A 25,829-nucleotide genomic window follows, 5' to 3' on the forward strand; every position below is an offset into this window, starting at 1 on the left:
TAATCAATATCCCATAAATTTAAATTAAATTTATGGGATATTTTCCATTCTGGATCTTTTTTGGTGATTCAATCAACGGATCTTGTTGATCTGCCTGATCTCGAGTGATTAAATTAAAAAATCCGACTAGCGGTTTGGTTACACGTGATAATCGCTGTTGCCCTTGTTCAACGCGTCGTTTTGCCTCGACTAATGCCCTTTCTTGTTCTATTAAACGATCTTGATCCGGTTTAATACTCAAAACTAAACTCTGAACAATAAAAAATTGAGTCAATTTTTTTAGTGCCTGATTCACATAATGTGTCACGGGAATGCCAAGATGTTCTAATAATAAGGGAAATTGTGGTAGAAAAAATAAAGCGATCCCTAGGTAGTAATAGCTGAGATCATTGCTGATTGAGGAAAAGATCAATGCGGTGCGTAACCCCAAGGTGATCAGATGAATAGACGCAGAATCAAAAAATAAAAATTCGAGTAAACTCGGTAGATATGAAAAATTATAATAACCAAACTGTAATAAATCGGCAAGGAAACGTATTGCTTGTTTGGTATAACGAGAATTTTTGCAGTGTACGTCCCCATACATGGCTTGTAGCTTAGGATGCAATAGTGCCGTTTCCAACACTACGGCGGCTATTGACATAATAGGATTGGTTTTATCGCGATCATCCCAACAGAGTTGCTGTCCTGTTGTTAAACAACGTGCTAAATAATAGCGATGATCCTGCTCACGCCAATTGGGTCGCAAACTAAATAACTGGAAAAAATCTCCTGCTGACGTATGCAGAAAACATTCACTAGCAAAATAATTGAGTCCCATTGATCTTACTTTTTGTTTAAAAAGCTGGCTAGCCACTTTATTTTGTAAAATCTTATCTTGTAATACCTTTTTGTGATTCCACTGTGTTTGTAACCATTTTTTAGCTTCGTCGGGAAGATAAGGAAATAAGAAAGCCATAGACACAGGCTGAATTTTTCTCAAATCAATGGTTTGCCTACACGACGCTTCCGGATCAAAGTAAAGATAATTAGAACTGACTGTCACTGAAGTCGATTCCCAATTCAAGCTTGCATAATTAGGTAGTGCTTGCTCACTATCGTGCCCCAGCATATACCAAAACAGCTCGGTAGCCTCTGTGGAAATAGAATGTTTATGGAACCAAATAAGCGCCTGTTTTCCATTGTGGCAATATCCTAATAAGCCAATAGAAGATTCATTGAGTATACATTGCGATTGTTTGAAAAAATCTTCCTGGCAATGAACCAGCGGGTTCCTTTCTTCGGATGATACAGCTGAGGTGCCTAAAGCTAACAAAGGAAGAGAGGCGGCTACGACGGGTAAGGTAGCAGCGTTGTTTTGGCGAAAACGCCTTGTAAAAAGGCAATATACGCTGCCAATAACGCCTCCTAGCGTGGCAGATAAAAAAGAAATAATTAACCAAGGAAATACTACTGAGATTTTATTCCAGGCATCTCGCTTTTTATCGACAAAGTTTGGCGCCTCTACCTCAAGACGATGCCAATCGTGATGAACATAAAGTGGAGAATCATTGTTTAATAGAAGGTTTTTTTCACCATGGGGCGACAAGCAAGTATGAAAAACTGTATTTGCATAGTCATAAGGATCTTTTATAACCAGGCTTTCTTCATCTCGGTACAATAAACAGGTTCTCACGGCTTCTAAAAAGAAGTGAAGTCTAATAAGTTTATAATAATCGGTAATATCGAAACCGGTTCTATTCCAAGTTTCATCCCGCATTCCTTGTAAAAAAGTCCATTGGCCTGTAACACTAGAACCGGAAAGTATAATATCTTGTTTATTTTTTTTGTACTTTATTTCTCCGCTAAAGGGAAAAATGAGTGTTTTATTAGAGAAACTAAAAAACTGATAAAAAGTGACTTGATAATGCTCTAGAATTGCTTTGGGCACCTCAAAAATATAGGAACTTTCACTCGAAATATATAAATTAAGATTTTTTTTATCTAAAAATAAAGGGAATAAAGATTGACTTGAAGTAGGCCATTGATCGAGTACCCACAAAAAAACATCTCGATAAGACATGGCTAACTCTGTAGCAACTTGAGTGTCGGAACGAGAATATTCTCCTGAATAATCTTGATACGCTGGATTGAAATAAACCATTTTTGCTTTAGGACTAAAAAAAACAATACCTGTTATGCCAAATAAGCCCGAACCTATACCTAAATAACGCCAATCTGATGTATCTCCCTTGGAAGGATTATAGAAAAATCGGTTTTTATTGGGATTCCACCAGAGTCTTTTCCCTTCTTGCAATTCAATAGAAATAAAGGCATTTTTTCGACTGGTGATAAATGAGGATGTTTTATTTAAAAAATCGATAGGATTAGAGAGTAAGTCACTCCTAAAAAAATGACTTTCATAACGTGCTATAAATTTCGATTTAAATTTTTGAATAAAACATAGTTTATTGCTAAGAAAAAAATGATGTAGTGGTTCGCTATGGAACCAGCTTAACTCTATTTTTTCCAAATACCATAGTTTAGGTAAAAAGGGATTTAATGAAAAAATGGCGCCGTTTTGATGAATCCACAATCGTTGCTTATGAAAATAAGCTGCCTGTAATGAGTCGGCCAGTACGATCAGAGGAGGAAGTTCTAATTGTAACCGTATCCCTTGAAAATAAGTCGATATGGTGTCTGAAAGAGCCGTTTGTTGATAAAGTATGCCATTATCGCAAAAGAAAAAATCGATGTCCGCGATGCGTGTTAAATAGCTAACGTGAAATGGATCGCCATCGGATTTTAGTGGTGGCTGCATCATGACAAAAATTTTCTGGTCTAAATCATACCATACCGCTAAAGCCTTTCCAGAGAGATCAGTGAGCCCTTGTAAGATAATGGGATGCTTCCTTGAAGGATTTTCTGCCCTTAACAGCACGGTAATTTTTTTCCACCAATCATATGGATGGGCACGGATCCATGCCGCATTGAAACTGACAGTGGATGTTTCACCTAAAACATTTATGTTTTTTATAATGTTTTCGGGTGTCAAAATAAAAAGCATTTCCTTTTCATAGTAAGCATGAGTTATCGATAAAGGGAGTGATGTTGCTACCGCTGCTCCTTCTATTTGACGAAATAATTGTGCTGAAGAGTTGTCTTCAGCAGGTAAAAAAAAGTAAAAAACATCGCTACCATCTGCGGCTAACAAAGCGCCTAGAAAAATCAGTTTTGTTTCCTCGACACGAGGATTAATCAATTGATATTGGCCATTATCTCGCTGACGAAGCCAGACGGGATTGGAATTAAAATGCTCAGAGAGTGGAAAAATCCTTAGGGTGTTACTCAGCTCAGCAAGAATTGTCCTCGTTACAAGTTGAGGATAATCGTCCCATACTGATAATGAATCAGGTTGTTGATTAAAAATAGACTTAATATAGTGATGGAGTACCTTATCTTGAGTATTAATTAAAATCTGCGACAGTTGATCATCCTCAATAGAAAATAAAATTAATTTGTTTTGAATTAAATGATAACTGGCCTTTTGTATGCTTTTTCCCTGTTTATTTTTAAATAATTGTAGGATCGTTACACTGCCATCTGCTTGGACGACAACGGACTCTATCTGAGTTTTTTCATGTGAACTATTTTTTTCATTGCTTATAAGCTGACCTAAGCTCTCTGAATAAAGAAGATAGTTTTCTTTAAGTTGATGGGTTTGACTATTGCTCTGCCAAAATAGATAAGGAGGCGCTACAAAGTAACAGCGATTAGCAACACACTCGATTAAATCGCTGTCAACATTAATACGCTCTGGAATGCTTTGGGTATAAATGCAACGATCTTCTTTAACAAGATAGTAAGCGGTGCCATTATAAGTAATTCCTTTATGGTCTTGAAGAGGGAAATAATTTAGCTTAACGCGAGTATGGAAGGACTTATCTTGTATATAAGTTTTTAAAGCAAACCAATCATTTTTAAAAAAGGGAAAATTAAGCTCCTGAAGTAACAATTTTTTTCTCGACCAATCAATCGCAAAGACAAAAAGATTTTTATCGACGAGTAAGCATCTTTCATTGTGTGGAGAAATCATTTTAATGGGAATGCTATCCGCTATTTCAATCCCCGTGGTAGTAAATCTCAACCTGTCTACAGAAAAATCTTCTGTAACCAATGTCCACGTAGTGTGTGGAGATTGACTAAGCAGTGTGAGTGAGCCTATTCGATTCAATACGATAGAACAACGATCTAACCTAGTCGGCGCTTCGATCGTATAGTGAAGATTTTTATAGATCTTTTTATCCTGATCTGAAAAGTTAGGGATGATTAACGTTCGTTCTTGTTCATTCAAAATAATTTTGATAGGCGTGGTAACGGCTTCTTCATGAATGCTATCAATAATGAATTCGATTGGAAAAACGTAAAAGTCATAATGAAAATCATCCACTTTTTCCAACTTTCTCAGTACGGAAAACCCCCTATCCTGCCTCAAAGTAGCACCAGGAAGTATCATCCAACCATAATCAAGATAAATAATAGGCGTGCTTGGAAGGATCCAGGTCGATACGGTTTTCCAATTTTCTAATCGCGTGCTTTTTGGGTAATCCAAACGTTCGCGGATATTAATTGCTTGTTGCTTATCATGAATCACGCGAGGCGTGGTACCAAACCAAAAGAGATAATTCATGTTTCCATTGCCCTCTCCTCGATGAGGAGCCGCATAAATATAAGGACTTCCGTAATAAAGAGTATTGCTAATAAAATTAATTTCGGTTACCACAGCGCCATAAATTGGATGCATGATGAATTGATTAGTTTGCGAAAATAGTTTTTTCTTATATCCCTTATGCCGGTAAGCATCATCTAACTGATAAAAATAACTACCGACGGCTTCTGCTTTTTTGGCGACCGATTGAAACGCTTGAACTAAAGCCATCGTTCCAATAGCCACACCCGATAAAATGACTGAACCCGCGCCCAAGACCGAAGCGACTGTAGTAGAACCCACATAAGCTGCCCCCAGACTTGTTAATGATAGCGATAAACCGCCGGTATCAAAAACCAGTTGCGCACTGAACGTGACTCTTTCTTGTGCTGTTTTAGCGGCATGAAGTTCCACGCTATCTAAGACTACATTAGCCACACCAAAAAGGGCTGCTAAGCCTTCCCCTGCTCCTTGCTTTAAACTCAATTGAAAAAAAGACAATGGTTTTTCAGCTAAAGTAAGTTCTTCACGTAACAAAGTTTTAACTATATCAACGACTTTGTTAACATCCATCAATGTACTATGCGCCATCTGTACTAGATTAAGATAATGGTGAACCTGTAACGCCGTGTATAAAGGTCCTTGTTCTGTCTGAAATTGTGCGCGATCCTTGACTTTCACAAGATCAAAGATGGCTTGCACAGTAAAAGCCATATTTAATCCATCGACACTTTCTATATTTTCTGTAGAATCCCCTAAGGATTCAGGGATATTTTTTTTTAGCGCCGTCGCATCAGCCATACTTGCATAGAGAAGATTCAGATTTTCTCGCAATATCGTAGAAAAGATTCCATCGAGCTCTACCGTACGAAGCTTGTGCGTATTAGTATCTAAAAAATGTATCTGTTCTTTACCTAACCTCCTTTGTCGTGCTGTTTCTAAAATAGGAATCCAGTCTTTGTTAAAATTTGAATGTTGTTTAATGGCAAAACACCAATCCTGTGCTGATTTTAAGAGCAGCAAATTTTCTTCGTGACTATCAAAAGAGAAAAGAGATCGTTTGACGGGTTGCCATTCCTGCTCCAAATAAGCCTTAGATCCGCTATATAAACTTATTTGATCATTATTGGGTAATGTTTTTCGATAGAGATCGATCCGGTCTTCTGGCGATAAAAGAAATAAAATTTGATCTTTTAAGCTATTTCCCTTTAATAAAGCATGCGCTGAATCTTCCCAGTCCATATGTCGATATTCATAATCCCCTAGATAGATTGCTGCAATCTTTTCGTTGCCAATGCCTAGAGGTTGATGGAGCTCGCTAATAGCTTTCCCATGAGACACTGAGAAAAACTCATTCATTTTAATCAAGCTGAGTTGGTTATCTGCCAACATGCCTTTGAGCTGTTTAAAATCAATCTTACTACTCAGTTGATCGATGCCTTGTTTTAATATACTAGCCGCTTTAGGAAATTTTAGCTGTACCGTTTGCAAATACGTTTCCAGTGTTTCAGCGCTTTGAGCCAAGACCAACAGCTGAAAAATCCTATTTAAATTTTCAATATTTTCATCCAAAAGAAATATTTTTCCTATCGGATGGTTGACTTTAATTAAAGCCAGTAATAAGGCATAACTATCTGCCAATAAAATAATATGGCCTCGTTCTCTCGCCTGCGCAAGATCGGTCATAAACGAGACTTCTTCATCTAGCTGTAATGTAAAATCAATACGGCAGGATGCCCCCACGCTTCTTTGACATCGTTTTCGTTTTGGAGTGCCCTCCTCTTCCGAGCTTTGTTCCATTTGATTCACTCGTTTTCTCTTATTGGGTGAACGTTCAGGAGAAGATAAGCGTTCATCCGTAGAAATATGATCCACTGCGTGTTGGCTCGAACGTTCGGTTAAAAAATCGAGCTCTTTTTTAGCCTGACTATTCATGACTAAACCCATTAGCGCCACTTTTCTCGCATCACTAAGTGATTTAAGATTATCTACATATTTCTCGGCTTGTTCTAATGCCGCATTCACTGATCTGGATATCATCGAACTCGAAACAAGTACCTTGAACTCAAAGATGAAAAGACTTTCCGTGAGCAATTCTTTTTGAGCATTGAAGCTTGGGAGCGTGGCAACGAGATCTGCACGTCCTTGTGCCGAATAATTAGGTTCAATAAAGGTTCTCACTTGGCACGTTTCTTGGTTTAATCCCGCTATCATTCCTTGCATAACGGCTTGAAAAACAAATTCTTTTTTTTGTCCTTCTAACTCTCCTTGAAATAAACTCCGTAAAGGAAATAGAACTTTTTGCACGCTATCTTTTAAGGTAGGTGAAAAAACAAATTCTTTTAGATGTTTTTTGGTGAAAAAATCAGAAAAAGTTAACGTTTGAAGTGGATGAAAAGTTCCTTTTAGCGGGGTAATCGTTGTTACTGCATCAAAGGATCTTAGATCAATACGCTGTAAGCGAATCAGTGAAAAAAAATCAGGGCCATTTTTTGTCGCATCAATTCGTATCGAAATTTTATGAATTTCATCCTGTTGATCTTTGCGTTTCGAACATAACTCATTCAATGCTGCTGGGATAGGACTTTCAGGTTGATGGCGCGTTCTTGCTCCTGTTTCTGAACTTAATTCAAGAACAATCGTCTTTTTAACATGGTTACTCTTAAAATCTATCGTTAACATAGCAAATCGATCCGGATGTTCAGGGAGCAACAAAATAGATTTCTCAAGTATTTGTGGATCGTTAAAATTATTATTTTTAGAAAGCTTAGGAGAGTACGTAATAACATATCCCATTAAAAGCGATAAGAAAGAACGGAAATTTAGCTCTCCAAAACGGCTATAATAAAGCTCGATAAGGTTTTTTTGAATCTTTTCTTGTTTGTCTCTATCACTCAATAAGGGATCAATTGAGGTTTTCAAAATCTGACCAATCACATCTTTTTTAGTCGGTATCTGCGCTGTACTAACAAAAATAACGTCTCCCCTCGTTGTCAGTTGCGCTCTTCCCGCGCGATTATCGTCGGCTAAATTAAAATTAACTCCGGCAATGATCACTGTTTCACTATAGGTTCTTAAGCTCAACACATGTTGAAAATAGCCTTTGTTTTGTATTTGATCAATCGCCTCTCTTGCGGTGGCTATGCCTGCTTTTAACTCGATAATAATAGCAATACTGTTACTTCGACGGTTGTTAGCACGACTCGTCATCATAATATCGGTATAGCCATTCCCCGAAATACGTTCCACATAACAATCGATATGATAACGATTTTTAAAATTCAAGCTTAAACTACCATATAAAAATCCATGTGAAAAAGCTTCGGTTGATACAATTTTGTTTACTTCCTTGATGTAAATATTTTTAGTATTCTTAGATAGATTAGGATTTTTTTCTAAATAAGATTCCAATGCTTTTTTTAATTGTGCTTGAAAAATCGGTTTAAATTTTTTAAAAAGATCAACATTTCCTTTTAAATAAAATCCCAATGCATTTTTTACCTGTTCTTCATCTAAACTAAATTTTTTGACCGTCTCTTCATCGATATCTTCAATACCTGAGTTGAATTCAATTTTTTCGAAACCAAAATTTCGTAATTTATTTTCATATTCCACTGCAGAATCTGTATTCCGCTGTTCTTTAAAGCGTGTCTGATAAAATTCTTCTTTAAAATTTAATCCTTCTTTATGATCGGTATTTTTATAAGCTATCTTAGCCAGCATAACATCTTTAAAAGCCAAGCTAGCGTAAGGTTGTTTACTCTTAGTTTTAGCGGCATACGGCGATCCGTCATCATTAAGCACGGTAATTGATCTAAACACTAAATGTTTGTTATTGTTTTCTCGATTACCTATTTCAAACACAAAATCCAATGTTTTTTCATTATGATCAAATTTCCAAAAACTTGCTGTGACCTGAAGATCCTCTTTTAGCTTTGTGTGTTGAAAATTGTAGATACCTCCTAAAAAATAACCGATAAAAAACTCAGCTTTATCAGTCGAATGGATCATGGGCATACGTTGAATAAATTGATTCATCACTGTAACAAAGCTTCTACCTGAAGGTGTTTTTCCTTTGGTAATCAGCAGCTCTATCATCTCCGGTAATTCTTGTGGCATAAAAAAGCAATCTTGTAAAAAATGTTGTTGTTATAAGCATGGGACATGGTAAGAACCTAGCCATCGTGACGCGTTGTATCATATACAATAAAGATTGCAACACTTTAGTGACTCAAATGGTTCTTTTTTCAAGGAATTTCTCCTCGTATACACGGGTAGATTGACTATTTGAGAGTTGTTTCTAGGTTAAAGTTTTTAGTAAGGCGCCGTCTAAATCGATTAGAAAAATAGATCCTGTCATTTATAATCCGATCAAAAAAATAAATATTTTAATAGTAATTCAATTGCTTAAAATTGTCGATTATATTAAATAACTCGTAATTAAACTGCCAACTAGTAATTGATCTGTTAAGATTATGAAGTAAAATTCCTACTATCATCAGAGGTAGACTTATTATCAGATAGTTGACTATCAGAATGAGATTTTGCTTGACTAAAAAGCATGGTAGGACTTGGAAAGAGAGAATTAGAACTGGATTTTGATTTGTTTGTGTCTATGTGATTAGAATTATGAGATGCATCTTCTATGCCGGTATTAAAATCTTTTATTTCCTTAATAAACGCCTTTGTGGCTATTTTTCTTTTTTGCTGATTCATGTCAGGTTTAAGCATGTTTCCGCTAAAAGAATTAACTCCACAGGCTACGGCTCCCGCCATTGACACAGGAGAGCTATCATAAACTAGTACAGAATTACCCACCGCATTGACAGAAAGACCGAGTGTATACCAAATAGTAGATAAAAAAGACTTTGCTCGGCTTAATAAGCTTTTAGGAAGGGGTATATCCATTGCTTGCTGGGTTTCAGTGGATGAAAAAGGTTTTATTAAAGCATTTTTTAATTTGTTAATGGATAGACATATAAAAGCCATTTGCGCAATATAGGCCACAATTCCCATAGCAATAGCGCCGGTTATTCCAATAAAAATTGATAAATCAACACCGGCAGTGTAACGATAATAGGCTAAACCTGCTAATCCCACCGGAAGCAACACTAACATAATAACTAAACCAACTTTTTCATGAGTCTTTAAATTCTTTAAATTTTTGAACCATTCTAGGCAATTCTTATAGGCATACTGGCTTAATTCTTTGAAACTCTTATTTAAAGCGGCCGCTTTTTTTAATAATTCTAGTGAGGCGGTTAGTGTTGCGACTGTCAAAGCAATGCCCACCGCGACCGCTAAAACACCGACAATAATTAACGGCAGAGGCGGCCAGATGATGGCGAGTATGGGTAATAATTTGCCAATTAATCCTAAAATAGTGATATAGGTGAGTGCTGTAGTTCCTGCGCCTACGGTGAGTGAAGCCAATGTCAGTAAGGGTGTTAATAGATATTTGTAAGTTGTAGAGAATTGCTTGCGATTCCCATCAATATCAATATATTCACTAATACCTCCTTTTTTTACTAGGCTTAGTATAAAGTCAGGAAAATTCTTAGAAAAGAAGCCAAAATTCGCTGTAAACCCAAATAGCGTAATTAATCCTCCTAAGATAAAAGCGGTTGTTGACAAGGTGGGAAACAATAAAATAATAGCCGCACCGGTTGAGATACCACACGCTAATGCAGCCATGAATGCCAGCAGGATGCCAGTATATTTGAGGAACTTTTTCTTTTTATTGGGTGTTTGAAAAGTGGTAATCGCTTCGCCAATTTTTTCTATTTCTTGTGGAATGCTTAAAAGCGGCTGTTGGTTAACACTAATGTCTCGATAAGATGCAAATTTATTGAGTTGCTTAATATGATCGGAAATATATTGAATTAATTTTGGTTTGTTATTTGATTTTTTAAATAAATTAATACTATTGTTCGATGAAAAATCGATAGCATAAATCTCTGCGGTTTTTTCTTGCTGTTTTATCAAGTTGTTACTTTGCTGACAAAGAATAAAAGCCAGGGTTTGCAGCGCAATATTGACTGCATAGCGATCGTCTTTATCGAGAAATGATTTATACTTTATCAGTTGACGTAGCTTTTTTCTCTCATTTTTTTCAGTTTTTGATAAGGTTGACTGTTCTATTTTAGATTCTTTTGAAAGATACGGATCGTCTTTCCATACCATTAAAAAAAGTGCTAGATCTGATAATTTACTTTTAAGCTGATTAATTTGCTCGTTAGTATAAGTTGGCTCAGTTTTTGTGTTAGACTTTCCGTCGATCATCGTGACCAAAAATTCTTTAAATACAGGATTTGAAGTAAATTTATATTTTTCAGCAGTCTTATTCTTTTCTTGTAAAAGTTTAGCATCCCATTCCTTTTTAATCAGACGACCTATACGACGTGAATCACTGAGAAATTGGTGAAAGTTTCTACCCTGTAAATTTCTTAGTGCTGATGCGACATGCGTTTCAAACATAAGACCCCCATTGCATTGATCGATTTAAATTTCCTTCAGCCAAGCACGCTACTTGACTCTTAATTAAGTGTAGCTTCTTGAGCTTAAGATAAAATTAAACCTTTATTAGGAAAGCTTAAGCCTAGAGTATGGATTTAGGTGTTAGAACAAGGATATAAGCTATGAGTAACTTATATCTCCAACTTTTTTATTAAGGTCTTGTACAAGAAGAGGAGGATCGACAGATTTTTGGTGTGGGCAAGTTGATATGGGCAGCTTCGTTTTTGTTATGCGGTAATTGTTCCTCGATTTCACGTTGCTTACCGACAAGCTTTTTTCTCGACGTTGCCTCATCTTTTAACATAATATTCCCTCAAGTTTTTTAAAATTTGTATTCAGATGACGACTTATTTTTTAATGAAAAAATAAAGTCAATAAAATTTAAGCATGTTGCAGAATAAACTACAACCTATTATGTATTTAATTAATAATTGGGTGACTTGATATTTAATTTATAATTAATTAAGCACTTCTTTTTTATATCGATACACACTGATCGACGGTAAAAAAGCAACCGATTCGATTTGCTTATCTACACGCATCTTACGATCTTCTACACGCGGCTTACTAAAACAGACGATAGGATTCGGCAATTGCTGATCATGTAAATAAAATAAAGGTAAAGCGGTGCGAATATCTTCATACACAGAGTAATTGTTCTCTTTAAATGCACCAATATTTACTACCCAGCCAGGCTTAATAGAGCGATGTTTAATGAGTTTAGTTTGATGAGATAAGGCACTTAATTTTGCTTTTTGTATTTCAATATGTAAGCCCTGCCCTGCTTTGTCGAGTAATTTTTCTGAAGCTTGTTTTGATAATTGTTTACTGGTGGTGTGTTTTCCTTTAGCCCAAGCAATGCGTCGCGGATGATAGTTAATATAAATAATATGCCGAAAAACTTGTTTCAGTTTAATACCTGGATAACCGGCATGCGCCAAGGTGTCACGGACAAATTTAGTGATATCATGTTGCATCGTTTGGTGGCATGTACGTACGAGTTGTTTAAAAGTACTTTTAGCCTGATTAACCTCATCAATAAGCCCTAAAGTTTCTTTCGTGCCGGCGACAACACCTGGACATTTAAAAGTCTCTTGGGGAGATAAACCCTGGGTCGGGCTAAAGTTTCCTAGGGCGAAGATAACTTTATCGCGATGGTTAACAAATTCATCGGCACCATTATCCACCCATAGTGGTAATTCAATGAGCTTGGTTTGAATATGTGACTTACAGCTATCGAGAGTTTGTAATAACGATTTAAAACAGCTAATGAATTGGGGTGCAAAATCTATTAACACATTCCCTCCCTTAAAAAGATTTAGCTAATTAATTATCCCATAACCAAGAAACATATTTTAACTTTAATAATATAATCTAAAACAAACCATTTAACATAATTATTTTTAATCTAATTAAATTGGTTATGGGATAAACTATAGAAACCTTTAATTATCTGATTTTTAAGCTGGATACTAATTAATTCGAGCCAATTCTTCGATCCGAGAATGACAAAAATCAATAGCTCTAGCCAAGGTTTGTTTGTTAAAGGGTTTAATAAACACCACATCAGCGCCTAAATATAGGCACTTTTGCTGCATAGGGCCATCAGCATGGGCTGTGGCTACGATAAGTGGTGTTTGTTGGTTGGCCGTGAACTCACGTGTAGCCCGAATAACTAATTCACCGGATTGATCGGGTAAGCCTAAATCTAATACAATAAGATGATAAACATAATGCTCGACACGATCAATTGCTGTTTTTGCATCGCTTGCAATTTCGACTGTGTATCCTAACTCACTGAGACAATGGCTTTGGACCTTTTGACAAAAAATATCATCCTCTATCAATAAAGCGGAACGTTCTTCTAAGGTGGGTTGTTTTTCTAGACTATTCATAAAATCATCCATTAATTTTTAAATTTTATTTTTTTAATGCATACATTACTTTCTACCATCAACGATGAATTATAATAAAAAATTAATTTTAATTTATCTTATACTATCGTTGTGAGTCATAATTATTTATTATTTCTAAGCTAATTTACAGTGAATTTATCTTCTTAGGATATATGCTATGTACTTTAAAGATTAGTGTCAAGTCATTCAAACTTTAAAAAAAATTTTTTATTTCGAACTTTAGTTTTTATTATAAAAAATGATAGATAATTAAGTCTTATCGATATAGACCTACATTTAATTTTTCTGCGTTACCCTCTAGACTTAGCTTTAGGAATCAAGCCACGTTGATTTAACGAATAAAACTGAATTAAGATAGCCACGCAAAATCTGAAAAATAAGTATGAGAAAATTCTTGTTACATTCTTTAACTAAGCACCAATAATACTTTTAAACCAAGCTTTCTAAGCTGAATGGATAACCTAAAAGATGATAAAACTTATTAATATCACCAAAATTTATAATAGTTTAGGCCCCACTCACCATGCCCTACGCAACATTAATCTGACGATTCGCCAAGGAGAAATTTTGGGTATTGTAGGTCAAAGTGGTGCCGGAAAAAGCACACTGGTACGTTGTATCAATCTGTTAGAAAGGCCTAACCAAGGACAGGTATGGATTAATAATCAAGAATTAACCACTCTGCACCCCTCTGATTTACGTTTAGTGCGACGACAGATAGGCATGGTATTTCAACAATTTAATTTGCTTGCCGCCAAAACGGTGTATGAAAATATTGCTTTACCGTTAAAATTTGCCCATTATTCTCAATCAAAAATTCAAGCCGCGATTGAGCCTTTATTAAAACTCACTCGCTTAAGCGACAAGCAAGAGGCTTATCCTGCACAACTTAGCGGCGGACAAAAACAACGTGTGGCTATTGCGCGTGCATTAGCCAGTCAGCCCAAGCTATTACTCTGTGATGAGGCGACATCCGCGCTGGATCCACACACTACGCAAACTATTCTCCAATTATTAAAATCTATTAATCAGCGCTTAGGAATTACTATCGTATTAATTACTCATCAAATCGATGTCGTAAAAAGTATTTGCGACCGTGTTGCCTTGTTGGATCAAGGATCGATCGTTGAAGTGACCGATATCGTCAGTTTTTTTACAACACCAAAAACTAATTTAGCCAAAAAATTGGTGAGTTTGTCCTTAAAACATGAACTCCCTCCTCTATTGCAAAAGCGACTCAATGCGCAAAAAAAACTGGATAGCCATGCCGTACTTAGAATCATATTTCAAGGACAAGCCGCAGCGGAACCGTTAATTGCCCATGTTATGCGTGAAATGGGTATTCATCTGAATATTTTACAAGCGAATATCGAATGTCTAAAAGAAACTATCTTAGGTATTATGGTAGTCGAAGTCATAGGTGATCAGAGTTCTTTACCTCACGGTATTCAATTTTTAATGAATAAAGGACTTCATGTAGAAGTTATGGGTTATATCAATGAATCTATTGTTTGAGTTACTCACATCCACTGGGGAAACACTCTATATGGTGTTTTTCTCGGGTCTATTGGCTATGCTATTGGGTTTACCTTTAGGCGTATTGTTATTTAGTACGCGACAAACTAATTTATTACCCATGCCGTTACTGAACAAAAGTTTATCTTTAATTGTTAATATGGCGCGTTCTATTCCGTTTATCATTTTAATGCTAGCCATCATTCCCTTCACGCGCTTATTAGTCGGGACGTCAATAGGGACTAGTGCTGCTATCGTACCCTTAACGTTAGCAACCGTACCATTTTTTGCACGCATGATAGAAAATAATCTCAACCAATTACCTTCCGGTTTAATCGAGACAGGAATCGCCATGGGCGCAACCACTTGGCAATTAATCCCAGCTATTTTACTAGCAGAAGCCCTACCGGGGATGGTGGGCACATTAACGACGACCTTCATTACTTTGATTGGCTATTCTGCTATGGCGGGAGCAGTCGGTGGTGGCGGTCTAGGTGATTTGGCCATACGCTATGGTTATCAACGTTTTGATGCCGGAGTGATGATCATGACGATAGTGATCCTCATTGCTTTAGTGCAAGGCATACAGCATCTGGGTGATTATTGGACTAAACGATTAAACCATCGCTAAGTAAAGTCTAGATTACCGTGATCAGCGCCGTAATGTGATGGAGTTAATGCCTTCATTTTCTATGCAGCCCTGCTAAGCTTTTAGCAGCCTATAAACTTTTGAAGTTGTCTCGGAATTATTTAAGATGATAAAGAAAATTATTCATTTCACATTAACATGCCTACTGATAAGTAACTTCTTAAGCTTAAGTGCTTGCCATCATCGTGAAAACCCTAATCAAATTCGTTTAGGGACGATTAGCGGACCAGAAACCGAACTCATGCAAGTTGCTAAACAAGTGGCACAACGAGATTATGGCTTAAAAATAAAACTAATTGAATTCTCTGATTATTCGCTACCCAATCGAGCTTTGAACGACGGCAGTCTCGATGCGAATATGTTTCAACACCAAGCTTATTTAACTAACGAAATTCACAATCGACATTATCCTTTAGTAGTCATCGCTAAATTATTTATTTATCCTATGGCTATCTATTCAGTGAAAATTCAACATTTAAGTGATCTAAAACAACATGCAATAGTCGCTATTCCCAATGATCCCAGTAATGAAGCTCGTGCATTATTGCTACTTAGTCAAGCCGGCTTATTGACACTTGACACACATAAAGACACACTCATGACAGTGGCAGATATCCGACATAATCCTAAACATTTAGAGATCAAAGAACTGGATGCCGCGCAATTACCGCGCGTACTCGCGGATGTAGATTTAGCAGTGATTAATGCTAACTATGCTGCGCTAGCCCATCTCTATCCACAGCAAAATGCGTTGTTCAGTGAAAATAGAAACTCTATTTATGCTAATCTATTGGTGGTCAAAGCAAACAATAAAAACAATCCAAAATTTATTTATTTAATTAAGGCAATCCATTCCTCTGAGGTAATGGCCGCCGCAAATAGATTATTTCATGGTGCAGCCATTCCAGCCTGGAAATAGATGACTCATTAAATTAAACAAGAAAATATAAATGCCGATGGAAAAACACATTAAAGCTATTTTAACTGCACTCGGAGAAGATACGGAACGCGAAGGGTTAAAAAACACACCTTTACGCGTATCTAAATCCTTACGCTATTTAACTAGTGGTTCGCGCGAATCATTAGATGATATTTTAAATGGCGCGGTGTTTCGCTCAACAATGGAAGAAATGATCTTAGTCAAAGATATCGAATTATATTCGCTATGTGAACATCATTTATTGCCTTTTATTGGTGCCTGTCATATTGCCTATATTCCGAACGGGAAAATCATTGGCCTATCAAAAATATCACGTATTATTAATTTTTATGCACGACGTTTACAAATTCAAGAAAATTTAACCCGTCAAATCGCTGATACATTAATGAAAGTACTCGATGCAAAAGGCGTCGCTATTATCATTGAAGCCAAACATCTGTGTATGATGATGCGCGGTGTTGAAAAACAAAAAGCTTCCATGAAAACATCGGTCATGCTGGGTTTATTCCGACAAGATCTACGAACTCGATCTGAATTTTTAAGCTTAATCGGATAAGCTTAACTTTCTCGTTTAATTATTAAAATATTTTAAATAAAAAAAACTGGGGGCATGAGGTAAATAGGGTGGGTCGATCCAATAGGTATCATTAATGGTTTTCAATATTTTTTGTCGATACACAGGATAATTAAACTTGGTTCCGATCAAATAATAAAAAGGGGCTTGTTGGTAATAAAAAGTATGTAATTCCACGCGTTGAAAATAAGGCTTGTAATCATTATAGGCTAGCGGTGTACGTGAAAAAATTAAAAAGTTTTGCTTGTTGAAAGTTTTGAAATTAGTAATTAAATCATCTTCTCGACCGTGATAAGAACCCTTTAAAAATACCGATGCATAACAATGGGTATCATAAAAAAATAAACTCGCATCGGCATAATTAGGACTGGCATAAATAACAGGTTGTGGATATTTTTCTTTCAGAAAGTCATTGATAGGCTTATGATGAAAAAAATAGACGATCTTGTTATAGCTTAAAGCCAGAACATTATGATGTTGTATAGATTTAAGCGGAGTAAACAGTAAACTCACAATCAATATAAGCTGTATACTGCTCCAATAAATTGTAAATTTTAATAATTTTCTGAGATTTTCAGTACTTAAATACAAACCAGCCCAAACATAAATGAAAGGAATAAAGGCAAGCGGCCAATGTAATCCTATGGGTTTGAAACTACTCAGTACAAAAAAGAATAGCAACGGTATAAAAAAGAAATAAAATATAGCCTGTTGTTTTAATTCCTGTTTAGGAAATTGAGTTACAGCAAATACTAATGGCGGTGTGATAAGATACAGTAAAATTAACAGATATCCGAATAATGTTTTAAGACTAAAACCCATATCATTATTTCGATTGTAAATATTAAATAAAATATTCGACCAATCGTGTTGATAATTCCAATAGATATTCTGTAATACAAAAGGCAATGCGAATAAGACCAATAAACCTAAACCGATGAGACGAGCCCGGTTCGGCGCAATAAAAAGAAAGTACACGACATACGCTAAACCTAATAAACAAGCAAAATATTTTGAAAAAAAAGCCAGACCTAAAAACAAACCACCGAGAGCGAACCAACAACCCTCATCATTCTTCCGTAAAGCTTGTAATACACACATAACGGATAAAAAGGAAAATATAAATAACGGAGTGTCGGTAGTAATGATAATATTGAATAGACTAATCGGTGCAATCATTAATAAGATGCTAGCCATAGCCGCGCGCTCTGGATCTTCTTTTTTTAGATAGAGATAAGTGACGAGACCCAGTATGAGACTCGTGAAGATGGCCGGTAAGCGTAACGTTAAACCATGATGACCGAATTGTAACAATGGATATAAAACAAATCCTATCATCGGTGGATGATCATAACCCCCACCACTGAGGTAAGTACCCCATATGGCATAATAGGCTTCATCTGCGGTAATGGGGATGAACCAGGCTAATAGGAATTTAACCGCAAGTACAGAAAAAAGCGCGAATATAACGCGTGCAACAGGAGAAAAAGAATGTTTCACTATTGTTATTTTTAGTAGATTTTTTAAATAAAAGAAACTGCGCTAATAGTAACCTTAGAGCCGAATAAAAACAAGCGCCGCTTGCTCAAGGGAAAGCACTATAGCAATTAAAAATTTTCCTTTTTAATTTGAGTTGACGGCTTTAAATTTAAAGTCTCAAAATTTTTGTCATGTTTTGGAGAAGACATTTTAATGAAATATATCCTACTGATTTTGTTTGTCGGGTGCGTCGTTTATATTCATCGACGCGGAACAAAACGTTATCCATTTTGGCGCCAACTTTCCGATCATTCAACTTTTTTTGCGCCGTTAAATGTTTTTATGTACCTGTTTTCAGCGGTGCCCAGCACACCCTATCTGAAGTTAAAAAATTTTCCTGAATTAGAAGTTTTACGTCAAAATTGGCAACTAATTCGTGAAGAAGGCATGACTCTTTTGGCTGCGCAACAAATTAAGGCTTCCGCTGATTACAATGACGCGGGATTTAATTCTTTTTTCAGAACCGGCTGGAAGCGTTTTTATCTGAAATGGTATAACAGCCATCATCCCTCGGCCGCGATTCACTGCCCAAAAACGACTGCGCTATTAAAAACACTGCCCTCAGTTAAAGCGGCTATGTTTGCTGAATTACCTGACAAAAGCCGTTTGCCACGTCATCGCGACCCTTATGCTGGTTCTTTGCGCTATCATTTAGGTCTAATGACACCGAATGATGATCGCTGTTATATCAATGTCGACGGCACGCTATATAGTTGGCGTGATGGTGAAGGCGTCATTTTTGATGAAACCTATATTCATTACGCTGAAAACACCAGCGGTCAAAATCGTTTGATCCTATTTTGCGATATTGAACGACCCCTAAAATATCGTTGGGCACAACAATTTAATTACTTAATGGGGCGTTATTTAATGAGTGCTGCCGCTGCACCGAATGATGAAACCGATGATACCGGCGGTGTGAATCGCATCTTTAAATATGTTTATTTTATTCGTCGCATCGGTAAACGCATTAAAAAATGGAATAAACCCACTTATTATTTGATTAAATGGACTTTATTCGGTGGCATTGCTTCCGCCATCTTTTTTTCATTCTAAGCCGCACTCAATGATAATGCGGCTTTATAAAGGGTTGTTCAAATTGTAAAAATTGCTGTTCCAATTTCCATTGACTATCTGCTTTTTCACTAGTAGCCAAGAAACGTTGACAACTGAGAGATAACTTACCGGTGCTTAAACTATCTTTACAGCGTGCAACCGGATGTTGGTAATGGGCATCTTGCCATAAACTCGCACCCGGTAAAAAACTATAATAAATACTATTACGGACTAATTGTTTTAAGGTCAAATAAGAAAAATGATAATTGACTACCGCTAACTTAAATTGCTCGGTCAGATTGGTTCTTAATACACCTTCATCATCTGTCGATAAAGCGATGGGCACGTGATACTGTCGATAAAGTAGGATCGGATGCTGTTGACCACTCACGTTTAATATTGCGGCATTACTACTGAGGTTGATTTCGACTAATATCTGCTTTCTAGCCATTTCTTGAAGTAATTGTACCGCATGATCTTCATAGCGAATATCCACACCATGACCAATACGATTAGCGTGAGCTACCTCTACGGCTTCACGGATATGAAAACGTAAACCACTCATCGAAACCAAACCAGGAACCAGCTCACCGGCGTGTAAACTAATTTTTACACGGGGATATAAGCGATGCAAAAAACCCACCATTCGCATCTGCAAGCGATAATCGCGCATCGATAGCTTTCCATCTTCAGCTTGTACTAAATTAATGCCTACGACACGGGGATCGCGACTCGCTAATTCAAAGCCCGTTAACAACTGTGCAAAAACCTGTGTGGGCGGCTGCTCACGTAACACTTGATATAAATAACGCAATTTAAAATTTGGACACAACTGCTTTCCAGGTCCATTGAAAAATGCTTGTAGGTGCTTTTGGTAACAATCGAATTGCTTGGAAATATTTAACACGATAGGAATAACACTACTTTTTAAAAGTTTTTCACGCAAGTGTTTTAAATTATCGTCCCAAGCGAATTGACTTCCTAATAACCCGGAGTTGTTGTCATCTGGCATAATCATCAATTCTAAATACAATACATTTTCCCGACACGCTCTTTCTACTGCTTCATGCAGCATTTCGGCCCGATGCTTAACTAAAATAGGTAAATATTTTTCAAACGTTGCAAAAAAATGATCATGCCCCGATTCTTTACCTGGTTGAAAATTCCGCATCGACCATGCATCAATAATTTGATTATACAAAATAAAGGATTTTTGCACTTGCGCAATGCGATAGGGTGGAGAGCAACTGAGATCTTTTTTTACAGCAAAACTTGTGGCATTGACGCATAAATCATCTCGGCTGGCATAGCGCAACATATTTTCCGCCATACTAACACCGCCAAGATGATTATGCAGATCCCCTCCTTTTGGCATAGCGTGCAAAAAAGCACTTAATTTTTTCGGTTGGTTTTGTATCGAATTAAAATAGGCAGCAGTTGCTTGCTCAGCATCCGTTTCCGCCTTAGCGAGATTACTGCTAAATAGCAACAGGAAAAGAATACATGCGCGCATCATTAAAAACATCCTCTTGAAAAATTAACGTCTATCGGTTGACGGGCTGGCCACGCTGTGCTTGCTTAAATAACGTAAAAAAATTAGTAGTCGTTTGTTCGGCAATTTTATTTAAAGAACAATCCCGCAATTGTGCTAAACATTCGGCAACATAACGCACATAGGCGGGCTGATTCGGTTTACCACGAAATGGATGAGGTGCTAGATAAGGGGAATCCGTTTCAATTAACACACGTTCCAAGGGTACTTTTTGCGCGATAGCTTTTAACTCAGCCGCATTTTTAAACGTTAAAATACCAGAAAAAGAAATATAAAAATTTTCTTTAATGGCACTCTCGGCCATGCTTAAATCTTCTGTAAAACAATGAAGTACACCACCCACCTGCTGTGCACCCTCTTCTCTTAAGATGTTTAATGTCTCTTCACGCGCCTGTCGAGTATGTACAATCAGTGGTTTATTCACCGCAATGGCGGCACGAATATGCTGACGAAAACGTTGTTGTTGACATTCTTTTTGTGTATTTTCGCGATAATAATCCAGACCCGTCTCGCCTATCGCCACAACCAAGGGATGCTGTGCGAGCTTAATTAATTCATCCAACGTGGCTTCTTCCGCGACTTGTTCGGTGGGATGGACACCCACTGATGCAGAAACCTCTTTAAACTGTTCAGCAATCGCTAACACTGCTGGAAAATTAGCTAAGTCAATACACACACACAGAAAATGTAATACGCCTTGTTCTCTAGCAAAATCCAGGCAAGCATTGAGATCTTTTTTAAAATAATCGAGATCCAACCGATCCAGATGGCAATGTGAGTCAACTAACATGATTTACCTTGTAAAGCCCAACGAGAAAACAGATCTTCTAACATTAAGGAGAGATTCAGCGTAATTTTAGTTGTGTGCGCCTGTAATGCCATGACACTATCAAAATATTGCAACAAAAAATTCGTCGACAAACACGCCGCTAAATGCGTTAGCGCGTCTTCTATAGCCGTATATCCACTCAGTAACTGGCATTTTAGCAATTCGCTGACGACATTTAACAACGTAGATAATAATTGCTGTGCATCCGTTTTTACATAACGTGCGGCACATTGGATCGGATCCATGCCTTGATTTAATAACTGTGCTAATGCCGCCACTAAATCAGTATAAAATAAATAATAATTCTGCTGTGCATACGTCATTGCGAGCAACGGTGCGCCAGCGGATAAATGGTAAAGTTTATCGACCGGTGCGGACGCTGGAAGTTCCTGCGCTAACCAAACCATCGCTAGCGATTTTTCTGGAGGGAGAAAACGAATCACCTGGCAACGACTTCGAATAGTCGGTAACAAGCGTTCAACTTTTTCTGTCAGTAAAATAAATAATGAACGCTCACTGGGTTCTTCTAAATTTTTCAATAAGGCTTGACTGGCGGCCAATAGCAAACTATCTGCCGGGTTAATCACAATAATTTTATACGCGGCTTGACTGGTATGATTTAGTTTTTCAATGACATCACGTACTTGATCAATGTTAATCCCTCGCTTCGATTTCTCTGTAGCAAGCAAACACAGATCTGGATGTGTACCCGCAGCCACTAGTACGCAATCACGACAATGCTGACAAGCAAACTGTATACTCTTCGCACTTGGATTTTTACATAATAAGGTTTTAGCAAAATTTGCTGCAAATAAAGTTTTACCTAAACCCGCTTGTCCTACCAGTAACAAGGCATGGGGTAAACGGTTCTCTTGATGACAGCGATACAGTTGCTGCCATTGTTTGGTTTGCCATGGCAAAGGCGCTAAGTAATTATTCATCAGACTTTATCCATAACGTTAATAATTGCTCCAAAACCTTTTTAATTTGTTTTTGCACATCCTTTAATGAACGACTCGCATCAATGATATGATAACAATCCGGCATTTGTTTGGCCCGTTCTAGGTAGCTAGCACGTGCACGGGTAAAGAAATCTTGCTTCTCCACTTCGATACGGTCTGCGGTTTTTCGATGATGCGTGCGCCTTAAAGCAATATCGACCGGTGCATCGAGTAACAAAACGGTATCCATTTTTAAATCTTGTTGCACCCATAACTGCAAACTACGAATAAAAGCTAAATCTAACCCTCTGCCACCACCCTGATAGGCGTAGCTGGTTTCGGTGAAGCGATCACAAAGCACCCAATCACCGCGCTGCAAGGCCGGTTTAATCACGTAATGAATATGCTGTGCGCGCGCCGCAAAAAATAATAATAGCTCGGTTTCAGGAATAATGGTCTCTGGTGAAAAATCAGATTGCAACACTAAAGCCCGTATCGCTTCGGCTACTTCTGTGCCACCCGGCTCACGCGTCACAGTAAGCGAGATACCCGCTTTCCGTAAATACTTGGCGACAAACTTAAGTTGTGTTGATTTTCCTACTCCTTCTATCCCTTCTAAGCTAATAAAGCGTGCTCGAGTGATTTGCATAACCCTTCCACATAAATATTTAAGCAATTATACGCATAATAGTAGAGGTTTCGCGATATGAATCCTTAATTTATTTTTCGATACTTGTTTGGGCTAAATAGGTCATGCTATTTTTTCATGCGAAAATTACTTGAAGAAACTATCAAAAATTTTACTGAAAAAATATTTCGATCGCTTAAACTTACCCCATCGATAGCTAGGTTGCTTTCTAAGTAAAAGTTAATTTAGTAAAGTCGCTAAACTGACTATATAACATTAGACATGTTATTATAAAAAAATAGGGAAGAAATAGGCAATTGCACTATAAGGAGGTTTATGCAAAGTCAATTAAGCAACACTGTTGCAGAAAAAAAGAATAATCTTTTATACCAGATGTTATCTGATTTAATTATAGAAAAAGAAGGAGCAAAGCTACTCAATAAAAATCTTTTAATCCAATTGTTAATACTAAAAATCTACCAACCCAGTAAATTTAAAGAAATAAAGGGGGGTTACTCCAATAATACTTACTATTACGCAGAGGAAAATCTCGTTTTACGTTTTCCAAAAGCGTATAATCCATTATTTCCTGAGCTATCGATAGAAGTACAAAATCTTATTCAAGCTAAATTGCTAAATTTAACCCCCTTAAAAACGATTGCTTATTATTCAAAATATAGCTTACTGGTCACAGAATTCATTCCTAGCTATCAGTCCTTTTCAGCCGCTGATTTTAAAAATCCCTGTAAATTAATCTCTCTAGCGCATTTAGTTAAAAAATTACATTATTCACAAGTAAAGTTTAAAAAAAATTCTGAAACCGCAATTTCTTTTATCGACGAATCCTCTCAATGTTTTCAAAATATTCAACCTATCTTAAATAAAAAAGATTATCAAATATTGAAAAAATTATTAGGTATTAGAAGCTTTCTTACTCGATTAAAATGTTTAAAAGTGCCTTCACATGGTGATTTACATCATTTTAATGTGATTGAAATGAATGGGCGCTTGCAATTGATTGATTGGGAACTCTCTAGCATGGAAGATCCGGCTTACGATATTTCGAGATTATTCTGCGTGACTGGCCTTAACACAAAGCAAAAAGAGATATTTTTGGAAACCTATAAAAATTCTTATAATATCATCTTATCCGAATTAGACGTCAAAAATTTAATTAAACGTATATTTCTTCATGAGTCCTTAAATTATTTTTCTATCGTTATTTGGGCAAGATATGCGATGCCTTTTTTTTACAAAGATAAACAAATCTTACTAAAAGAAGCTATCAAGCGCTATAAGGAAAAAGAAACGCTCATCCGTTATTAAACCTACTCACTGCAAAAAAGAGTTTTACTTAGTTTACCGTCAAGTAAAAACATTAAACTTTACCTTATAAATCATTCAATTTACAAAAAAATGAACGCATGGATTTACTTAAATACCAAAAACTTTGACAAGATCTCCTTTTCTTCACATAAGGATAGCGTTGATCGAGCTGATAAAGTTGTACCGCCATATTATGTTCGGCTAAATGTGCAGAAAACTGATGTGACCCATCACCTTTTGCAACAAAATATAAATTCTGGCTGTGATCCGGATGTAAAGCAGCCACTAGCGAAGCATAACTAGGACTCGCAATCGGTGTGGGCGGCAAACCTTTGCGCGTATAGGTATTATAGGGAGTATCTTTACGTAAATCTTCAATGGTTAACTTACCAGTATAATGCACACCTAAACCATAAATAACACTCGCATCGATCTGTAAAGGGATACCCGCCTGCAAACGACGCACAATCACACCCGCAATCATTGGCCGCTCTTTAGCGATTGCCGTTTCTTTTTCCACTAAAGAAGCGACAATCAGCGCTTGATAAGCTGTTTTATAGGGTAAATTAGCGGCACGATCCTTCCAAGCAGCCTGTAGTTTTTTTTCTAGCAATCGATAAGACCATTTTAATAAATCACTATCCTTGGCACCCGCACTAAAATAATAGGTTGCCGGATAAAATAAACCTTCAGGATTCTGCACCGGTAAACCCAAATTAGCTAAGACTTGTTCTGGAGACACGTGCTTGAGTTGATGTTTAACAGTCGATAAATTATTTAATGCACTGATTAATTGTTGAAATGTCCAGCCTTCTACTATCGTAAAACGATGGAAAATGGCTTTTCCAGCTAACATTTGATCCAATAATTGACCCGGCGTAGTACCAGGATCAAATTGGTACTCACCCGTTTTTAGTTTATTAGTCGCCCCTTTAACATAGGCTAATAACAAGAAAAAACGCGAATGTGACATATAACCTTGATTTTGTAAGTCCGTGAGTAAATGATGTACCGAGGCACCGGGTTTAAATACGATGTGTATTGTTTGCGTGGGATTTAAAGGGGATTCTAAAAACCGGTAATAATGCACAACAAAATAAGTAGATAAAAAAAAGACTAACAGAATGATTAATGCAACCAGCGTCAATCTTTTAGGCATAG

16 protein-coding genes are annotated in these 25,829 nt (G+C 36.9%); 6 read left to right on the plus strand and 10 right to left on the minus strand.

All coding sequences use genetic code 11. From position 1 onward, the window contains the following. Positions 1 to 19 precede the first annotated feature (19 nt). From A1D18_RS02530 to A1D18_RS02545, 4 genes are all read right to left on the minus strand, one after another. Complete coding sequence (locus A1D18_RS02530) at positions 20 to 8,806, minus strand: TcdA/TcdB pore-forming domain-containing protein (RefSeq protein WP_071662257.1); 8,787 nt, start codon at positions 8,804 to 8,806, stop codon at positions 20 to 22. 354 nt (positions 8,807 to 9,160) lie between these two features. Beyond that, complete coding sequence (locus A1D18_RS02535) at positions 9,161 to 11,164, minus strand: hypothetical protein (protein WP_071662258.1); 2,004 nt, start codon at positions 11,162 to 11,164, stop codon at positions 9,161 to 9,163. 497 nt (positions 11,165 to 11,661) lie between these two features. Then, positions 11,662 to 12,501 (minus strand): DNA replication terminus site-binding protein, encoded by an 840-nt coding sequence (locus A1D18_RS02540; protein WP_071662259.1) that lies wholly within the window; start codon positions 12,499 to 12,501, stop codon positions 11,662 to 11,664. Between the two features lie 174 nt (positions 12,502 to 12,675). Then, positions 12,676 to 13,098, minus strand: a complete 423-nt coding sequence (locus A1D18_RS02545) for a response regulator (RefSeq protein ID WP_071662260.1) — start codon at positions 13,096 to 13,098, stop codon at positions 12,676 to 12,678. A 489-nt stretch (positions 13,099 to 13,587) separates the two neighbouring features. Here A1D18_RS02545 and A1D18_RS02550 point away from each other — a divergent pair, with 489 nt between their 5' ends. The 4 genes from A1D18_RS02550 to folE all read left to right on the plus strand — a co-directional run bounded on the left by A1D18_RS02550 (position 13,588) and on the right by folE (position 16,779). Beyond that, positions 13,588 to 14,634, plus strand: coding sequence for a methionine ABC transporter ATP-binding protein (locus A1D18_RS02550; protein WP_071662261.1), 1,047 nt, complete (start codon positions 13,588 to 13,590; stop codon positions 14,632 to 14,634). Next, positions 14,618 to 15,265 (plus strand): methionine ABC transporter permease, encoded by a 648-nt coding sequence (locus tag A1D18_RS02555; protein ID WP_071662262.1) that lies wholly within the window; start codon positions 14,618 to 14,620, stop codon positions 15,263 to 15,265. The genes A1D18_RS02550 and A1D18_RS02555 overlap by 17 nt, the downstream gene beginning before the upstream one ends. 124 nt (positions 15,266 to 15,389) lie before the next feature. After that, a complete protein-coding gene (locus A1D18_RS02560) occupies positions 15,390 to 16,202 on the plus strand; it encodes a MetQ/NlpA family ABC transporter substrate-binding protein (RefSeq protein ID WP_071662263.1) in 813 nt (270 codons plus the stop codon). Positions 16,203 to 16,239: 37 nt separating this feature from the next. Further along, positions 16,240 to 16,779 carry a GTP cyclohydrolase I FolE gene (folE, locus tag A1D18_RS02565; RefSeq protein WP_071662510.1) on the plus strand — a complete coding sequence of 180 codons (540 nt, stop codon included), beginning with the start codon at positions 16,240 to 16,242 and terminating at the stop codon, positions 16,777 to 16,779. A gap of 15 nt (positions 16,780 to 16,794) precedes the next feature. On the opposite strand, the gene A1D18_RS02570 is transcribed toward folE, so the two are convergent. Beyond that, positions 16,795 to 18,297, minus strand: a complete 1,503-nt coding sequence (locus A1D18_RS02570; RefSeq protein ID WP_071662264.1) for an ArnT family glycosyltransferase — start codon at positions 18,295 to 18,297, stop codon at positions 16,795 to 16,797. Positions 18,298 to 18,489: 192 nt separating this feature from the next. Here A1D18_RS02570 and lpxO point away from each other — a divergent pair, with 192 nt between their 5' ends. Further along, a complete protein-coding gene (lpxO, locus tag A1D18_RS02575; RefSeq protein WP_071662265.1) occupies positions 18,490 to 19,392 on the plus strand; it encodes a lipid A hydroxylase LpxO in 903 nt (300 codons plus the stop codon). A 7-nt stretch (positions 19,393 to 19,399) separates the two neighbouring features. On the opposite strand, the gene A1D18_RS02580 is transcribed toward lpxO, so the two are convergent. From A1D18_RS02580 to tmk, 4 genes are read right to left on the minus strand one after another with little or no spacing between them, the layout of a single operon-like run. Next, on the minus strand, positions 19,400 to 20,908 hold the full coding sequence (locus A1D18_RS02580; RefSeq protein ID WP_245756770.1) for an adenosine deaminase family protein: 1,509 nt from the start codon (positions 20,906 to 20,908) through the stop codon (positions 19,400 to 19,402). A gap of 28 nt (positions 20,909 to 20,936) precedes the next feature. Continuing rightward, positions 20,937 to 21,734 (minus strand): TatD family hydrolase, encoded by a 798-nt coding sequence (locus A1D18_RS02585; RefSeq protein WP_071662266.1) that lies wholly within the window; start codon positions 21,732 to 21,734, stop codon positions 20,937 to 20,939. Beyond that, complete coding sequence (gene holB, locus A1D18_RS02590; RefSeq protein ID WP_071662267.1) at positions 21,728 to 22,714, minus strand: DNA polymerase III subunit delta'; 987 nt, start codon at positions 22,712 to 22,714, stop codon at positions 21,728 to 21,730. The genes A1D18_RS02585 and holB overlap by 7 nt, the downstream gene beginning before the upstream one ends. Then, positions 22,707 to 23,363, minus strand: coding sequence for a dTMP kinase (gene tmk / locus A1D18_RS02595; RefSeq protein ID WP_071662268.1), 657 nt, complete (start codon positions 23,361 to 23,363; stop codon positions 22,707 to 22,709). Before tmk ends, holB begins: the two co-directional genes overlap by 8 nt. Before the next feature lie 315 nt (positions 23,364 to 23,678). On the opposite strand from tmk, the gene A1D18_RS02600 reads away from it, so the two are divergent. Further along, complete coding sequence (locus tag A1D18_RS02600; protein ID WP_071662269.1) at positions 23,679 to 24,668, plus strand: phosphotransferase; 990 nt, start codon at positions 23,679 to 23,681, stop codon at positions 24,666 to 24,668. 64 nt (positions 24,669 to 24,732) lie between these two features. On the opposite strand, the gene mltG is transcribed toward A1D18_RS02600, so the two are convergent. Next, positions 24,733 to 25,827 carry an endolytic transglycosylase MltG gene (gene mltG / locus A1D18_RS02605; RefSeq protein ID WP_071662270.1) on the minus strand — a complete coding sequence of 365 codons (1,095 nt, stop codon included), beginning with the start codon at positions 25,825 to 25,827 and terminating at the stop codon, positions 24,733 to 24,735. Positions 25,828 to 25,829 lie beyond the last annotated feature (2 nt).

The sequence above is a fragment of the Candidatus Rickettsiella isopodorum genome, assembly GCF_001881495.1.
In the GTDB taxonomy this organism is placed as follows: Bacteria; Pseudomonadota; Gammaproteobacteria; order Diplorickettsiales; family Diplorickettsiaceae; genus Aquirickettsiella; species Aquirickettsiella isopodorum.

Excerpts from the sequence above, each read along its gene's own strand:
- A1D18_RS02530 (WP_071662257.1), bottom strand. The coding sequence starts at position 8,806 with ATGCCACAAGAATTACCGGAGATGATAGAGCTGCTGATTACCAAAGGA.
- A1D18_RS02535 (WP_071662258.1), bottom strand. The coding sequence starts at position 11,164 with ATGTTTGAAACGCATGTCGCATCAGCACTAAGAAATTTACAGGGTAGA.
- A1D18_RS02545 (WP_071662260.1), bottom strand. The coding sequence starts at position 13,098 with ATGAATAGTCTAGAAAAACAACCCACCTTAGAAGAACGTTCCGCTTTA.
- A1D18_RS02550 (WP_071662261.1), top strand. The coding sequence starts at position 13,588 with ATGATAAAACTTATTAATATCACCAAAATTTATAATAGTTTAGGCCCC.
- A1D18_RS02555 (WP_071662262.1), top strand. The coding sequence starts at position 14,618 with ATGAATCTATTGTTTGAGTTACTCACATCCACTGGGGAAACACTCTAT.
- A1D18_RS02560 (WP_071662263.1), top strand. The coding sequence starts at position 15,390 with ATGATAAAGAAAATTATTCATTTCACATTAACATGCCTACTGATAAGT.
- folE (WP_071662510.1), top strand. The coding sequence starts at position 16,240 with ATGGAAAAACACATTAAAGCTATTTTAACTGCACTCGGAGAAGATACG.
- lpxO (WP_071662265.1), top strand. The coding sequence starts at position 18,490 with ATGAAATATATCCTACTGATTTTGTTTGTCGGGTGCGTCGTTTATATT.
- A1D18_RS02580 (WP_245756770.1), bottom strand. The coding sequence starts at position 20,908 with ATGATGCGCGCATGTATTCTTTTCCTGTTGCTATTTAGCAGTAATCTC.
- A1D18_RS02585 (WP_071662266.1), bottom strand. The coding sequence starts at position 21,734 with ATGTTAGTTGACTCACATTGCCATCTGGATCGGTTGGATCTCGATTAT.
- holB (WP_071662267.1), bottom strand. The coding sequence starts at position 22,714 with ATGAATAATTACTTAGCGCCTTTGCCATGGCAAACCAAACAATGGCAG.
- tmk (WP_071662268.1), bottom strand. The coding sequence starts at position 23,363 with ATGCAAATCACTCGAGCACGCTTTATTAGCTTAGAAGGGATAGAAGGA.
- A1D18_RS02600 (WP_071662269.1), top strand. The coding sequence starts at position 23,679 with ATGCAAAGTCAATTAAGCAACACTGTTGCAGAAAAAAAGAATAATCTT.
- mltG (WP_071662270.1), bottom strand. The coding sequence starts at position 25,827 with ATGCCTAAAAGATTGACGCTGGTTGCATTAATCATTCTGTTAGTCTTT.